Source organism: Xenorhabdus bovienii SS-2004 (genome assembly GCF_000027225.1).
In the GTDB taxonomy this organism is placed as follows: Bacteria; Pseudomonadota; Gammaproteobacteria; order Enterobacterales; family Enterobacteriaceae; genus Xenorhabdus; species Xenorhabdus bovienii_C.
Genome location: NC_013892.1, coordinates 3098455 through 3113382, shown reverse-complemented (window position 1 = coordinate 3113382; position 14928 = coordinate 3098455). Strand labels below are relative to the sequence as shown.

Sequence of the window (14928 nt, the reverse complement as noted above, 5' to 3'; positions counted from 1 at the left end):
ATACTCACGATAGTTCGATTTCATTTCCATTAACGATGGTTTTGCAGATGTTGAAATCATGAGTAAATGCAGTCAGATTCGCGACCTTACCGGGTTCAATCGTACCGAGGCGTTTATCAACACCGATTGCTCGGGCTGGATAAAGCGTCACCATCCTCAATGTTTCATCCAAAGCAATACCAACATATTCAACACTATTCTTGACGCTCTCAATCATCGTGATTGATGAACCGCTCAGTGTGCCATTCTCATCAACACATAAGCCATTTCGATAGTATATTGTTTTATTGGCAAAGGTAAATTGTTCTAGTGTATTGGTTTTCGGGTCAAGGCCAGCAGGGACGATGGCATCCGTCACTAAGATTAATTTGTCGGTTTTTAATCGCTTGGAGTTGCGGATATTCGGCCATGAAACATGCATTCCGTCACAGATAATGCCGGCATAGACCTCGGAAGAGTCATAGATGGCACTGATTAGCCCTGGCTGGCGGCCGGAAATGGCGGGCATGGCGTTATATAAGTGGGTGGAAAAAGAGATACCATGCTGGAAACCGTGACGAGCCTCTTCATAGGTTGCGTTGGAATGGCCAGCAGAAACAATAATGCCGGCTTCGGTCAACTGATGAATATACTTACTTTCCACTATTTCAGGAGCGAGTGTGATTTTAGTGATCACATCGGCATTAATGCACAGATAGTTGACCATTTCGGAGGTTGGCTTGCGTATATAGGCTGGATTGTGAGTCCCTTTTTTTATGGGATTAATATAAGGCCCTTCCAGATGCAGCCCCAGCGCCTGATTAGGATGCTTTGTCAGATAGGAACGCATCACTTCGATTGCCGTTATCATCAATTCATCGGGACTGGTGATCAACGTCGGCAGGAAACTGGTACAACCGTAGCGCTGATTGGTTTTCTGCATGATATTCAGCGTATCTTCCGTAAGATCTTCCAGTCGCTCATTAAATTGGACGCCACCACAGCCATTGACTTGTAGGTCAATAAACCCTGGAGAGAGGTTTGCGCCCTGCAAATCGTGTTTTTCAATATGTTCTGGTAATTCATTTACCGGGCAAACGTGCTGAATCAAATCGTCTGCAATGATAACCGCGTGGTTATCAAGCCTCTCGTACCCGGTATAGATAACGCAGTTAGTTAAAGCGTACATTCTGGCCTCCTGAATAAATACTAACTAGCGAATTCACTGAGAATATCCGCCTCTAACTGGCGAAAATATTTCACTGTCTTCACTTTCAATTCCATTGTTGCGGGTTCATCACAGACAATAATCGATTTAGGATGCATTTGTAGGCAGCTTACTGTCCACATATGGTTGATATTGCCTTCTATTGCAGCTTGCAGGGCCAGTGCTTTGTTCATTCCTGTTGCCAGAATCATGACTTCTTCGGCATCCATCAAAGTTCCTACACCGACCGTTAATGCATATTTCGGAACCTGTTCCACATCATTATTGAAAAAACGGGAGTTTGCGGTTCGCGTTTCAATGGTTAACGTTTTGATACGAGTGCGTGAAGAGAGGGAAGACGCGGGTTCATTAAACGCAATATGACCATCATTACCAACCCCGCCCATAAACAGGTGGATTTTCCCGTAGGACTTGATCTTATTTTCGTAACGCAGGCATTCAGCATCAATATCTGCTGCATTACCGTTGAGCAGATTGATGTTTTCTTTTGGAATATCAATATGACTAAAGAAGCTTTGGTACATGAACGTATGGTAGCTCTGGGGATGATCTTCAGGAATACCGACGTACTCATCCATATTAAATGTCACTACATGCCTGAAACTGACTTTTCCCGCCTGATACAGAGCAATAAGTTCTCTATAGGTGGTCAGTGGCGTACTGCCAGTGGGTAGGCCAAGCACGAAAGGATGCTCTGCGGTCGGATTGAATTTATTGATTTTGCTAACAATATAGTGAGCAGACCAACGTCCGACATCGCTTGCATTTGTTAGGGGGATCAGCCTCATGATTACCTCTTAAATCATTTGTTATTAATTATGGGGGCGACTGGATAGCCGTAGGGCAAAAGCACCTATCATACCTGTTCTGTCGACGGGTTTGACCCATTCAATACCTCGAAGATATTTTTAATCATAAAATAAGTTTTGTGTGCCAGCTAGATAATTGATTAAAAATTTATCAAATGTGGTGACGTTTATCACATATCAGAAGGATTTAATTTGCGATACAAAATAATCTTTTTAGACTAAAAAATGTTTTAACAAGAAATACATAAGTGATGTCATCAGATCATGAATTAACAAAAAGACTCCATTAACGGAGCTTCAAGGGGGCAAGAGTGAACATTCTAAGCTACTTACAACGTATTGGTCGGGCATTGATGGTGCCTGTGGCGACATTGCCGGCAGCGGCAATATTGGTAGGGATAGGGTACTGGATCGATCCGACGGGTTGGGGCGCTGATAATGCGCTGGCAGCACTGCTTATCACATCCGGTAATGCCATCCTTAACAATATGGGGATGTTGTTCGCAATTGGGTTAGCCTATGGCATGTCGAAGGATAAAGATGGCGCTGCTGCACTGGCAGGTTTAATCGGGTTTATCGTCGTCATAAACCTGTGTGCTCCCGCGTCTATCGCCATGATTAAAAGTATACCGATTGATGAAGTACCAAAGGCATTCGGGAAGATCAATAACCAGAACCAGTTTGTCGGGATTTTGGTTGGGGTACTTTCTGCTGAACTGTACAACCGCTACAGTAGCGTCGAGTTACCACAGGCGTTGTCATTCTTTAGTGGTCGCCGTTTAGTACCTATCTTAAACTCTTTCCTGATGATTCTGGTTTCTTTTATCCTGATGTTCATTTGGCCAGTGGTTTATGACTGGCTGGTGGCATTCGGTGAAAGTATCACTAATCTTGGGTCAACAGGTGCGGGTATTTACGCATTCTTTAACCGTCTGTTGATTCCTGTTGGTCTGCATCATGCGTTAAACTCGGTATTCTGGTTTGACGTTGCCGGCATCAATGATATTCCTAACTTCCTCGGTGGTCAGAAATCGATTGAGGCTGGTACGGCCATTGCGGGTATCACCGGGCGTTATCAGGCAGGTTTCTTCCCCATTATGATGTTTGGATTACCGGGAGCCGCATTGGCGATTTACCACTGTGCACGTCCTGAAAACAAAGCTAAAGTTGCTGGTATCATGATAGCGGGCGCTATTGCGGCTTTCTTCACGGGGGTGACTGAGCCACTTGAATTCTCTTTCATGTTTGTCGCACCTGTGCTTTATGTTTTGCACGCCATTTTAACGGGAATTTCTGTTTATATCGCGGCCACAATGGAGTGGATTGCAGGTTTCGGCTTTAGTGCCGGATTCGTCGATATGTTGCTCTCCTCGCGCAACCCGCTGGCGGTTAAGTGGTACATGCTGATCCCACAAGGTTTGGTATTCTTCTGCCTTTACTATGTTGTATTCCGTTTCACCATCAAAAAATTCAACCTGATGACACCGGGGCGTGAGTTATCAGCCACGGATGAAACCGATGGTTATGATGTTGATACGGCAAAACAAGGAAGGAATGGGGTAAATAACATTCAGGAAGAAGCACGTCAGTACATTGCCGCAGTGGGGGGATCCGATAATTTGACAGGGATTGATTCCTGTATCAGCCGTTTACGTTTATCCGTCAAAGACTCAGGATTGGTCAATAATAGACTGACCAGACATCTTGGTGCCTCGGGAATTATCCGTCTGAATAAACAGAACGCCCAAATCATAGTTGGAACCCGCGCAGAGTTGATTGCCAGTGCCATGAAAGAAGTATTGGCAAAAGGCCCGGTAGCGGCAATCATAGAAACTCAATACTCTGAGTCTGATGTTCAGACAAAGGAAGATAGCCAGCAAACAGGCATTCCAATCTTGACTTTAATCGCTCCTGTTACAGGGGAATTGGTCAAACTGGAAGATGTCCCTGATGAAGCCTTTTCCAGCAAGTTGGTAGGGGATGGCATTGCTATTAAGCCGACGTCGGATACTGTTTTTTCTCCTATTGCCGGGACTGTTGTGAAAATTTTCGATACAAATCATGCAGTATGTATTGCGGCAGATAATGGTGTTGAAGTCATTGTTCATATAGGTATTGATACCGTCACTCTTAATGGCAGAGGGTTTGAGCGTTTGATTGAAGAAGGGGTGACAGTTAAAGCCGGTGAACCGTTGTTGAAACTGGATCTTGAGTACTTGAATGCTCATGCTAAATCGATGATCAGCCCGGTTATTATCAGCAATATCGATGATTATTCTGGCGTCATTATAATCGCTAAAGACTCTGTTATTGCCAGAGAATCAAATTTATTTCAGGTGATATAATGAATTTAGGGTAATCATATCGCTTAAGTTTCAAGAATCACTCGGATTTGTATTTGATATTTTTTTGTGTGAGCGAATATGGATTAAGCCGTCACTAACATCTTCCTTTTCAAAAGTGAGGTATTCAGTGATGGCTTATCTTTTTTAAAGCCTCAGCTGAACATCCAACATTTGTACGCTACGGCATTATGAGAGCCTTGTCTGTTATTACTTTATATATACCCTTTATCTTCTGCATTGTAGTTTTGTTGGCTGTATTCCTTCATCCCAGCCAAACCGTTATCTATGCTCCCGGGGATTCGTTCCCTTACCGTCGCGTTGCAACTCGAAATCCATTGAGTATAAAAATGATAAATAAAAATTTAAATATATTATTGTGATTATTTATTTTGTTTTTTATTTAATAATTCATTAATTGATTTTTGTTATTCTTTCTATTAATAATAATTTATTATGAATATAATTTTGAAATTTATTTATTTGGTTAACATTAATGTGTGATTTGCATCAACTTTTTTTAAAAAAAGTATTTTTTTATTTGAATTTCACATTGCTTGCTGTAGTTTATTTTAATGCGTTTATGTTTGATTCTTGTTGCTTATATTTTTCTATATTTAATTCTATTTCAGTATATATTATTACATTTAGTTTATATCTAATAATTAGGTAGGAGGAATTATGTCTGAATTTCTTTCTGAAGAAAAAATGGAGCAGTATTTAAAAAGCTGGGATGATAACGGTTATATAGTTATAGAATCAGCGGTTAGTAGAGAGCAAACACAGAAAACAGTCGATGCTATATTCTATTTTTTGGAAATGGATAAAAATGATCCCGTTAATTTTTATAACACCGATATCCGTTCTCGCTCAGGAATTGATGAAATGGGGCGTATTCCTTTTTATCATCATCAGACCTTGTGGGATAATCGGCAAAGTCAAATAATTTATTCTGTATATGAAAAAATTTTTGGTATAAAAGAACTATTGGTGAGTATTGATAGGGTCAATATGAATCCACCTGTTAATGATGATTGGAAATACGAAGGTTTTATTCATTGGGATATTGATGTTTCAAAACGTCCGTTAGAGAGTAAAATACAAGGCTTATTGAGCCTAACTGACGATGATGGTAATTCTGGTGGATTTCAATGTGTACCGGGGTTTCATAAAGTAATTTATGAATGGCTGTCAAAACAACCAGAAGGGTATAATAGCCGATTCCCTGATACGACAGGAATGAAAATTGTATCTATCCCATTGAAAGCTGGGGATTATGTTATATTTCATGGCGCGCTGCCTGGTCATGTATTAAATGGTTAGTTGCTGTGATATGCTTCCGGCTTTTTAAGGATGAAGTATGGCCAAAGTTGATGTCTATTGCCGTTATTGCCACAAATCAGAACAGGTCAAAGGACATGGGAAAGGAAATGGCGGACATCCTCGTTATCGCTGTTATAGCTGCTGTAAGGTCTTTCAGTTGGCGTATACCTATCAGGCCTGCAAACCCGGCGTTAAAGAACAGATTGTCGATATCGCGATGAATAACGGGGGAATTCGTGACACCGCTCGGATCCTGAAAGTCGCCACCGCCACCGTCATGAAAACATTAAAAACCTCAGACTCCGAAACGTAACGACACTTCCCCTTGCGGAATGTGGCATCCAGATTGTCTGTGAAATCGACGAGCAATGGTCGTTTGTCGGCAATAAGAAAAACCAACGCTGGCTTTGGTATGCTTGGGAACCCCGCCTGAAGCGAATAGTGGCTCATGTTTTTGGCGATCGCAGTCGAAAAACGTTAGACAAGCTGCTTACCCTCTTATCTTCCTTTACTATTCGGTTTTACTGCACGGATGACTATGTTGTTTACGACCCACTTCCCGAGGAAGAGCACTTGACTGGAAAGGCGTTTACTCAGCGTATAGAGAGAACGAATTTAACGCATCGTACCCGAATCAAAAGGCTGAATAGAAAAACCATTGGGTATTCAAAATCGGAAGAAATGCACGATAAAGTGATAGGAACCTTTATTGAACGTGAACATTATTTTTAATACCTAATCTAATCATTTAATACATGACCCGCTGCCTCATGGAAATAAACCTAATATTTCGGACAAGCCAAGATTAGCTCAATATTTTTGTTGTTTTCCAAGGACTGATCTCACTGAGCAGCAAATTACAGAACGAATTGCTGCTTATAAACAAGGATTACCTACTACATCTATAACGGGTAAACCTTTCCCGGTTAAAAAAATCAATCAACAAGGTACATCCAGCATAAATTTAACAGAGCTGGGTGAATTATTGTTGGGGAGTTAGCATATTGTCTTTAAGGTGTTATTATGGATGAAATAATGCATCACGGAGAGAATAATATTGATGTTTCAATTATTCTTCCTAGGTATAATGAAAATTATTTAGTTATAGAAAAAACCATACAGCGCATTAAAAATATTCAAGAAGTATTGAAAGTACAGGTCATTATAATTAATGATTCAAATAAAAATACTTTCCATGATATAGATATTATCAAGGTAAAAAAACAGTACCCTGATGTTGAAGTTGTCTCTAACTGTGGTAACTATGGAAAAGGATATAGCATTAGACGAGGCGTTGATTTAGCGAAAGGAAGATATATTTTTTATACTGATATTGATTTCCCGATAAAAGAGAGTGATTTTTTTAGTGCATATCAAAAAATTGAAACATCCAATGTTGATCTCGTTATTGGAGAGCGATTCTCAAAGAGTAAATCAAAAGCGAATCTATATCGAAAAATAACAAGTAAGTTTTTTTTAAAAATTGTTAACTTGATACTAAACTGTAAAGTATCTGATTCTCAGTGTCCATTCAAGATGTTAAAGTCTGATGTGGCAAAAGAAGTATTTTCTAAGCAAAGGATTAAGGGGTATGCATTTGATGCTGAAATTATTTACCTTATGAATAGGCTTTCGAAGACACTATATCAATTTCCTGTTATTTGGGAGGATACAAGGGAAAACTGGAGTTTGATGAGGACGATTATTAATTATAGCATTATGATTTTAGGGGTTTTTTCTATTAAAATTTACTGGATTATACGCAATTAACTTGAAGATGCGGGTTTTAAAATCTGGAAGTTATCAGTCAACCGAGTGGTGAGTTCTTTCGCTTTTTCTGGCAATGTGACATGAAAAAAGTGGCGCAGCGTTTCACGGAATGTTTTGGTATCCGGAAAATAGACATTGTTTCGTACCTGCTCATTCACATACTTCCATAATCGCTCAATCGGGTTGAGATTAGGGCTGTAAGGCGGCAGGTAGTGCAACTCAATATTCAAAACCTCGGCAAAAAATTGGACGACTCCGGAACGGTGATAACCCGCACCATCCAGAATAATGTGGATTTTTTGCGAAAGTGGATAGGTTTCCCGGATTGAGCCGAAAAAAAGGACGACATTTTTCGCGTTAATCGTCGGATATTCACGAACAATAGTCTCTTCAATCCGTTGTAAATTAAGGGCACCCATGATGTTGAGTCGAGTACGACTGCCTGTGGTTTCAACCACTTTGACGTGCTTCCGCCCGCTCTTCATCCAGCCATAACTTAATTTTGTGGACAGGGTCGGGTGAACCGCATCAATAAATAAAATAGGCGCATTCTGGCCACATTCTTCTTTCAGCGCGTTGTAGGTTTCAATAAACTGTTGCTGTTTATCCGCATCAAATTTATGCGGAGCACCCATTGGCTTCTTGTAGCTGAAACCTTGACGGTGAAGCCATTTCGTCATTCCTGCGACAGTGAAAGTCACCTGCCATCGTGCCCGAACATAGGCCACAATTTGTGCGGTAGTGTGCATCAAATTTGCCATCAGATACTCAACTAATTCTGTTGTTTGTTCGGCAGACAAACGGCTTTCAGAGCCCCCATTTTCAGGGGCGAGTTTTTCCTCAGAGAAGTAATCTTTCAGATGGCGGCTCACCGTACTTTCATGGATCCGCAAAGCCTGAGCAATCATCTGGGCAGTCCAGCCTTCTGAGGCCAAAAGCACGGCCTTGATGCGGTCACGTACTCGTCCATCGCGAGTCGTATCATGCATCAATTCGAGGGCGTCTTTTTGGGCATCTGTTAGATTAATTTTCATGGGCGCAATCATGATCTGATACAAATGAAAAATCAAGCATCTTCAATGACGACGGGTATAGAAGTTATTATTTAAATTAGAAACAGTATCTTTTGTTATATTATTGGTGGGTGATTTGCATGATTGATATGAACCCGCAGAAAGTTGCGGGTTAGAGTTTTAGTTATTTTTTATTTCTTCGAGAGGAGAATAGCGTGACTCTATTTTAACATTAACAAGGAATTCACGAGAATTATCACCGTAATCACCTGGGGAGTCAAAGAACACAAATATTAACTCCCCATCCTCAGGAACCGTTTTATGAAGCACGCCGTTTCCTATTCCATAGGTTTTATTACCGATTTTAGCAATGAGTGAGTCGCGTAGCGTTGGTTTTCTAAGTAGAGTACCTTGGGGGGCTGCCCAGTAGTTGTCTGGATGGCCATACTTCACCCATCCCTTAGCAACAATAGATATAACATCCCCCTTTTTGAGAATAAGTCCTGTAGGTTGATCTTGTTCAAGTTTAGCAGGAACAGCTCCAGACCAATCGTACATAGTATTACCTCCAATCATTATGCTTTGAAAGCGACTTTATCAGTCTATGAAGGCGGGTTACTTCTCCGCCAGTGAACATCCATAAAATAGGTTCATCAATACTGGAGAGAACTTCTGATTAGGATGGCACGGAATGGCTGTTTGGAAATTAATAAAATCCATATCCCACTGATAAAACTATGAGTTTAAAAGGGGACAATACTCCCCTTTAACCCAACCCCTTGATTTCATTAAATTCCCACCCTGAGCGGTAATTACGAAAAATCAACAAGTTATCTAAAGGTGGGAATTTCTCACCTTTTAATTCAATCTTTCCGTTTCAAACGGAATGCCTACTTTGGTTTTATACTTACGGTGAAGGTATTGGGATTTCCTCAATACCTTTTGTTTGTGCAGATACCCCGTATGTCAAAGGGCAGATTTCTGCCCTATAGTGACAGTAGTTTTCTTTCCCGCCGTTCCACAATCTCGGGACTCTCCATTTTTTGGCAAAAAGCGTACGTCAGCTAAATATCATCAAAAAATCTGAATATTTAAAAGCACGGTTTATGTGTACAGAAATGCGTCAGTTTAGAGAGGGATTTTGGCGGTGAATTTTTCGAATAAATAATGATGTCCGTTCTTCGATATGAATTCCAGAGAGAGTGATCTGAGGGGTAAATCAGACCCAAAACAGGCAAAAATGGCGTGTATTTTTGTTACACTTTTTTACAAGTGGAAATACATTAGTCAGAAATAAAAACACCTCAGAGGGGGAGTCTGAGGCGTTTAGAAAAAGAGCCGCGTATCTTTTGCGTATCTTTTTAAGTCCTTTTACTGTCATGGCAGTGTCCCATCAACTTTGCTAACTGACTGTTTTTCAAGTTGTTGTCCTGACACTGACCCACCAAATTTGGTGGAGCTGGCGGGAGTTGAACCCGCGTCCGAAATTCCTACATCCTCGGTACTACATGCTTAGTCTAGTCTTTACATTCGCTTGCCAGCTGCGGACAGACACGCCACTAACAAACTAGCCTGATTGGATTTAACGCTTCAACCCCAGGCAGGGCATCCACGCGATCTCTTTTGGGTTTGACCTCTCTTGATCCCCGTCCTAAGAGCGGAGGCTAGGGAGAGAGGGCTCTAAGCAGGTTATTAAGCTGCTAGTGCGTAGTTTTCGTCGTTTGCGACTATTATTTTGCGGCTTTTAACGAGGCCAACCGCCCCTCGGCATGCACCTTGGGTTTCGCGAATCCCGTCGAATCCAGAATCAGCCCCAAGTATGTTAAAAGCGAGTATATCAGAATATTGGATGATAATGCCAGTGATTAACGCCCTGAATTCTTCATTATTCTTGCTTTGTCTACTTTCCACTCACGTTCTTTGATATCTGAACGTTTATCATGCGCTTTTTTACCTTTCGCAACGCCAATTTTGACTTTGCTCCAAGCGTTCTTCCAGTACATGGAAAGCGCAACGATTGTATAACCTTCACGATTGACTCGACCATATAGTGAATCAAGTTCGCGCTTGTTAAGGAGTAATTTGCGTGACCGTGTCGGATCACAGACTATATGGGAAGAAGCGACATTTAATGGTGTGATTGTGGCACCAAAAAGATAAGCATCACCATCTCTGAGCAAAACGTAACTCTCACTGATGTTTGCCTTGCCAGCGCGCAGCGATTTTACTTCCCAACCTTGTAGCGATAAGCCAGCTTCGAATTCTTCTTCGATGAAGTATTCATGGCGGGCTCGCTTATTCATGGCAATTGTTGCCGAACCGGGTTTGTGTGCTTTTTTCTTTGTCATAATGCGTTGTATTATACTGTATGCGTTAATGAAATAAATCTCTTCTGAGTGATATTTAGCAATAAATGCATATTTATTGTTCCAAACGCCATCAGGTTTTTATTTAACCACATTTAAATGATACTATTCAGTGCTGTTACGTTTTACAGGAAATGATATGCCACAGATTAGTCGCTCTGCGTTAGTGCCTTACAGCGTGGAACAAATGTACAAATTGATCAACGACGTGAAGTCTTATCCGGATTTTTTACCGGGGTGTGTGGGTAGCAGTGTAATAAGCCGTAGTAATAATGAAATGACGGCTGCCGTTGAGGTCTCCAAGGCAGGGATCAGTAAGACGTTCGTGACGCGTAATACGTTATCTGATAATAAAAGTATTAGTATGCAGCTTGTTGATGGGCCTTTTCGAAAGCTGATGGGCGGGTGGCATTTTACCCCACTTAGCGAGGATGCCTGTAAAGTTGAGCTACATCTCGATTTTGAGTTTACCAACAAGTTGATTGAGTTAGCTTTTGGTAAGGTGTTTAAGGAATTGGCCGGTAATATGGTTCAGGCTTTTACCCAACGTGCGCGTGAGGTTTACAGTGTCTGATATCAATGTCGAAGTCGTTTATGCTCTGCCTGAACGTCAATATCTGTGTAATGTGAAAGTACCTCAGGGATCGACTGTCGAACAGGCGATTGTCGCATCTGGTCTTTTGACATTACGTAGTGATATCGATTTGATTAAGAATAAAATCGGCATTTATAGTCGTCCGGTTAAATTGACCGATACGATGGTAGAAGGGGATCGTGTAGAAATTTATCGTCCCCTTCTTGCCGATCCAAAAGAAATGCGTCGTAAACGGGCTGAACGAGCTAAAAATAGCACTCAATAACATCTATTCCGATATCTATTTATTCGCCAGATGCATTACTGGCGAATAAATAAAATTCCGCGTCTTACTGATCCTCTGGAAAAGCTTTTTCATTCTTGATATCAGTCAACACACCATTACTATCAAAGGTGAGCGTCAATGTTTCTTGTGTGGCCTTCTTATGGCCTGGCTGATCACGGAATATGTAGTACCAAATTTGACTTCCAAACGGATCAGTCAGCATTGGTGTTCCCAAAGTGTAAGCGACTTGTTGTTGAGTCATTCCTTTGTGGATTTTTGATACCGCAGCCGGTGTCAGGTAATTCCCTTGATTAATATCAGGACGATAAACAACTCGCTCAAACATGGAGCAACCCGCAGTCAGCATAACAAGTGATACGGTAGCGGCAGTCAACAATTTACAGCGCATAGTAATTACATTCCTTTAGGAGTGAGGCTGTCGATGATAATAAACATTGAAGAGATTGAAAACCTCTCAGCGTTTTACCTATGACTTCAAGTATACAAAAAAGTTGTATTAATTTATGCCGCTAATAGCTCTTTTGCGTTGGCCAGTGTGTTTTTTGTAACTTCATTACCCGCCAGAAGTCGCGCCAGTTCTTGAAGTCGGGCTTTTTTGTCCAATAATTGCATATGGGTTTCTGTTTCTTCCCCGTCGGTTTGTTTGTTGACATAAAAATGTTGATGCCCACATCCTGCGACTTGCGGTAAGTGCGTTACGCACATAACTTGGGTCGACTCTCCCAATTCGCGTAGCAATCGGCCAACGATTGCCGCGGTTGGGCCACTGATACCGACATCAACTTCGTCAAAGATTAATGCAGGCGTTTCCATTTTTTTGGCTGTAATGACCTGAATAGCTAGTGCGATACGGGAAAGTTCACCACCAGAAGCAACTTTTGCCAGTGACTGATGAGGCTGGCCCGGGTTAGTTGTTACGTTAAATTCAACTTTGCTGGCACCATCAATATTCAAATGTTCGGGTTCAAATGTGAGGTCAATGGTAAAACGACCATGAGGCATGGAGAGTTGATGCATGCTGTTGGTAATCAGTTGGCTTAATTCCGCAGCATATTGTTGGCGAACCTGATGCAGTTTTTCTGCCACATTGAGCGCTTGTTGATAATGCAGGCTGACAAGTTCACTGAGATGGGCGCAATCATCTTCCTGTTGGGAGAGCTGATGCTGCTCTTCCAAAAGTTGTTGGTGCAGGGCAGGTAGTTCTTCTGGAGCAACGTGATGTTTACGAGCCATGCTGATCTGTTGTGAAATTTTCTGTTCCAATTCAAACAGGCGGTTAGGGTCTAATTCCAGTAGATCACTGTAATGGCGTAATTCATCACTGACTTCATTAATTTGAATGGCTGCTTCTTCCAGCATGTTAAGCAGTTCGTTGAATTTGTGATCCATGCTGGCCAGTTCAGTCAGTTCGTTTCGTGCGTAATTCAGAAGGCTGACAATGTTCTGTTCATCATTATCATTTAAGATCTGGAGAACGTTCTGACTGACAGATAGAAACTGCCCGCAATTTGCCAGCCGCTTATATTCGCTATCCTGTTCTTGGTACTCACCCACTTGTGGTGCCAGTTCGTTTAGTTCTTTCAAATGATATTCGAGTAATTGCTGGCGAGAGCGGCGTTCAAGAGCCTGCTGTTGAAATCGGGCGAGTGCCTGACAGCTTTGCCGCCATTGTTGGTAAGCCTGCTTCATTTCATGTTGCCGTTCAAATTCGCCAGCGTAAATGTCCAGTAAACGCCTTTGGTGACGGTTTTCTAAAAGTAACTGGTGGGCATGTTGCCCATGGATTTGGATCAGGTGTGAACCTAATTCACGTAGCTGGGAAAGGGGGACAGCCGTGCCATTGATAAAACCACGGGAGCGCCCATCTGCGGTAATTGTGCGCCGCAACAGGCACTCATTGTCGTCATCACGACTTTCATCAAGTTGGTGGGCTTCAAGCCATTTACGGGCAGAAGGTGCATCCGCCAGTGAAAAACGGGCACAGATGTCAGTACGGGTAGCACCAGCACGAACCATATTGGCTTCGCCTCGATTGCCAAGGCATAAGCCCAGAGCATCAATGGCGATGGATTTACCTGCGCCGGTTTCCCCTGTGATTGCAGTCATTCCTGAGCGGAAATCAATTTCCAGTTCGCGAACGATAGCAAAATTACTGATGGTTAACTGAGTCAGCATCGCGTTCCTCCTACCTTTCCTGTATATAAAAACATGTCTGTACTTTCACACAGTATAAACTGGTTCTTTATACAGTAAAGTGGGAGGCTTACGTTTTTAGAACATTTTTTTCGACCAACCCAGCTTCGTACTCAATGTATTGAAATAATTGTAATCTTTCGGGTGTATCAAATGCAGGTTATATTCACTGCGTTTGATAATGACTTCTTCACTGTCCTGGATCGGTAACACTATCTGGCTATCACAGCTTACTTCATAGTCATTGCTGTTCCGGGAGAATTTCAGACGGATGCTGCTTTCACTGCTGATAACAAGAGGGCGCGCTGAAAGCGTGTGTGGAAACATCGGTACCAGCACAATGGCGTTCAAGTTTGGTGTCAATATTGGCCCACCAGCAGACAACGAGTAGGCTGTTGAGCCTGTAGGAGTCGCAATGATTAAGCCATCGGAGCGTTGGGAAAACGCAAAACGCTCATCAATATAAACTTCGAAGTCAATCATGTGAGCGACTTTGCCCGGATGTAGCACGACTTCATTCAGCGCCGTACTGCGCCGTGATTTCTGTCCTTTTTTCGTGACTTGAGCTTCTAATAGGAAACGTTTTTCGTCTCGATATTCTCCATTGAGTACCTCGGAAAGCTGCTGCAAGGCATTATCGGGATCTAAATCCGTCAGAAAGCCTAAATTACCACGGTTAATGCCAATTACTTTGATGTCATAGCGTGACAATACTCTGGCTGCTCCCAGCATGTTGCCATCGCCGCCAACAACAATCACCAGATCAGCTATTTTGCCGATTTCGGTCAATCCTCCAGTCTGAACACCTTTTAAACCAATGTCTCTAGCAACTTGTCTATCCATGATGACGTAGTATCCTTTGGATACCAGCCAGTGATAAAGCATTTCATGGGTGGCCAGCGCTTCAGGGTGACGTGGACGGCCGACAATACCGATGCATTTGAATTCGTTATTCATTGCTGTTGTTTCCTTCAGCATATGGTTTTGCCCTCACAATATGATTGTTCCCTTGAATCCCTCGTTT

At 42.0% G+C, this 14928-nt stretch carries 14 protein-coding genes and 1 other RNA gene; 6 read left to right on the top strand and 9 right to left on the bottom strand.

Annotated features, from left to right (window positions below):
• Positions 1-4: 4 nt before the first annotated feature.
• Together nagA and nagB are read right to left on the bottom strand one after the other, a co-directional pair.
• A complete protein-coding gene (nagA, locus tag XBJ1_RS13470) occupies positions 5-1168 on the bottom strand; it encodes an N-acetylglucosamine-6-phosphate deacetylase (RefSeq protein WP_012989555.1) in 1164 nt (387 codons plus the stop codon).
• A 20-nt stretch (positions 1169-1188) separates the two neighbouring features.
• Complete coding sequence (gene nagB, locus XBJ1_RS13465; protein WP_012989554.1) at positions 1189-1995, bottom strand: glucosamine-6-phosphate deaminase; 807 nt, start codon at positions 1993-1995, stop codon at positions 1189-1191.
• Positions 1996-2327: 332 nt separating this feature from the next.
• On the opposite strand from nagB, the gene nagE reads away from it, so the two are divergent.
• The 4 genes from nagE (at position 2328) to XBJ1_RS19110 (ending at position 7451) form a co-directional block, all read left to right on the top strand.
• Positions 2328-4361 (top strand): N-acetylglucosamine-specific PTS transporter subunit IIBC, encoded by a 2034-nt coding sequence (gene nagE / locus XBJ1_RS13460; protein WP_012989553.1) that lies wholly within the window; start codon positions 2328-2330, stop codon positions 4359-4361.
• A 678-nt stretch (positions 4362-5039) separates the two neighbouring features.
• Positions 5040-5681 (top strand): phytanoyl-CoA dioxygenase family protein, encoded by a 642-nt coding sequence (locus XBJ1_RS13455; RefSeq protein ID WP_012989552.1) that lies wholly within the window; start codon positions 5040-5042, stop codon positions 5679-5681.
• A gap of 37 nt (positions 5682-5718) precedes the next feature.
• Positions 5719-6413 (top strand): IS1 family transposase gene (locus tag XBJ1_RS20920; RefSeq protein ID WP_143827632.1). Its coding sequence is split into 2 segments (ribosomal slippage): positions 5719-5974 and positions 5974-6413, totalling 696 coding nucleotides; the frame shifts between segments, so codons are not numbered across the junction.
• A 291-nt stretch (positions 6414-6704) separates the two neighbouring features.
• Complete coding sequence (locus XBJ1_RS19110) at positions 6705-7451, top strand: glycosyltransferase (RefSeq protein WP_012989550.1); 747 nt, start codon at positions 6705-6707, stop codon at positions 7449-7451.
• On the opposite strand, the gene XBJ1_RS13440 is transcribed toward XBJ1_RS19110, so the two are convergent.
• The 4 genes from XBJ1_RS13440 to smpB form a co-directional block, all read right to left on the bottom strand.
• The gene (locus tag XBJ1_RS13440; RefSeq protein ID WP_041573280.1) at positions 7448-8485 is read right to left on the bottom strand and encodes an IS630 family transposase; all 1038 of its coding nucleotides are present in this window, start codon (positions 8483-8485) and stop codon (positions 7448-7450) included. The genes XBJ1_RS19110 and XBJ1_RS13440 overlap by 4 nt on opposite strands.
• A 159-nt stretch (positions 8486-8644) precedes the next feature.
• Positions 8645-9022, bottom strand: coding sequence for a LecA/PA-IL family lectin (locus XBJ1_RS13435; RefSeq protein ID WP_012989549.1), 378 nt, complete (start codon positions 9020-9022; stop codon positions 8645-8647).
• An 893-nt stretch (positions 9023-9915) separates the two neighbouring features.
• Positions 9916-10279, bottom strand: a transfer-messenger RNA (tmRNA) gene (gene ssrA / locus XBJ1_RS20075).
• A gap of 50 nt (positions 10280-10329) precedes the next feature.
• Entirely contained in the window at positions 10330-10812 is a 483-nt protein-coding gene (smpB, locus tag XBJ1_RS13430; RefSeq protein WP_012989547.1) for an SsrA-binding protein SmpB, read from the bottom strand.
• A 157-nt stretch (positions 10813-10969) separates the two neighbouring features.
• Here smpB and XBJ1_RS13425 point away from each other — a divergent pair, with 157 nt between their 5' ends.
• Positions 10970-11404: a type II toxin-antitoxin system RatA family toxin gene (locus tag XBJ1_RS13425; RefSeq protein WP_038187003.1), complete on the top strand. Its 435-nt coding sequence runs from the start codon at positions 10970-10972 to the stop codon at positions 11402-11404.
• Positions 11397-11690: an RnfH family protein gene (locus XBJ1_RS13420; RefSeq protein WP_012989545.1), complete on the top strand. Its 294-nt coding sequence runs from the start codon at positions 11397-11399 to the stop codon at positions 11688-11690. Before XBJ1_RS13425 ends, XBJ1_RS13420 begins: the two co-directional genes overlap by 8 nt.
• Positions 11691-11754: 64 nt before the next feature.
• On the opposite strand, the gene bamE is transcribed toward XBJ1_RS13420, so the two are convergent.
• The 3 genes from bamE to nadK all read right to left on the bottom strand — a co-directional run bounded on the left by bamE (position 11755) and on the right by nadK (position 14861).
• Positions 11755-12099 carry an outer membrane protein assembly factor BamE gene (gene bamE, locus XBJ1_RS13415; RefSeq protein WP_012989544.1) on the bottom strand — a complete coding sequence of 115 codons (345 nt, stop codon included), beginning with the start codon at positions 12097-12099 and terminating at the stop codon, positions 11755-11757.
• Positions 12100-12212: 113 nt separating this feature from the next.
• On the bottom strand, positions 12213-13886 hold the full coding sequence (gene recN, locus XBJ1_RS13410) for a DNA repair protein RecN (protein WP_012989543.1): 1674 nt from the start codon (positions 13884-13886) through the stop codon (positions 12213-12215).
• Positions 13887-13982: 96 nt separating this feature from the next.
• Entirely contained in the window at positions 13983-14861 is an 879-nt protein-coding gene (nadK, locus tag XBJ1_RS13405; RefSeq protein WP_049778823.1) for an NAD(+) kinase, read from the bottom strand.
• Between the last annotated feature and the right edge of the window lie 67 nt (positions 14862-14928).

Bases quoted from the DNA above. Each gene is read 5' to 3' on its own strand.
- nagA (WP_012989555.1), bottom strand. From the start codon at position 1,168: ATGTACGCTTTAACTAACTGCGTTATCTATACCGGGTACGAGAGGCTT.
- nagB (WP_012989554.1), bottom strand. From the start codon at position 1,995: ATGAGGCTGATCCCCCTAACAAATGCAAGCGATGTCGGACGTTGGTCT.
- XBJ1_RS13455 (WP_012989552.1), top strand. From the start codon at position 5,040: ATGTCTGAATTTCTTTCTGAAGAAAAAATGGAGCAGTATTTAAAAAGC.
- XBJ1_RS19110 (WP_012989550.1), top strand. From the start codon at position 6,705: ATGGATGAAATAATGCATCACGGAGAGAATAATATTGATGTTTCAATT.
- XBJ1_RS13440 (WP_041573280.1), bottom strand. From the start codon at position 8,485: ATGAAAATTAATCTAACAGATGCCCAAAAAGACGCCCTCGAATTGATG.
- XBJ1_RS13435 (WP_012989549.1), bottom strand. From the start codon at position 9,022: ATGTACGATTGGTCTGGAGCTGTTCCTGCTAAACTTGAACAAGATCAA.
- smpB (WP_012989547.1), bottom strand. From the start codon at position 10,812: ATGACAAAGAAAAAAGCACACAAACCCGGTTCGGCAACAATTGCCATG.
- XBJ1_RS13425 (WP_038187003.1), top strand. From the start codon at position 10,970: ATGCCACAGATTAGTCGCTCTGCGTTAGTGCCTTACAGCGTGGAACAA.
- bamE (WP_012989544.1), bottom strand. From the start codon at position 12,099: ATGCGCTGTAAATTGTTGACTGCCGCTACCGTATCACTTGTTATGCTG.
- recN (WP_012989543.1), bottom strand. From the start codon at position 13,886: ATGCTGACTCAGTTAACCATCAGTAATTTTGCTATCGTTCGCGAACTG.
- nadK (WP_049778823.1), bottom strand. From the start codon at position 14,861: ATGAATAACGAATTCAAATGCATCGGTATTGTCGGCCGTCCACGTCAC.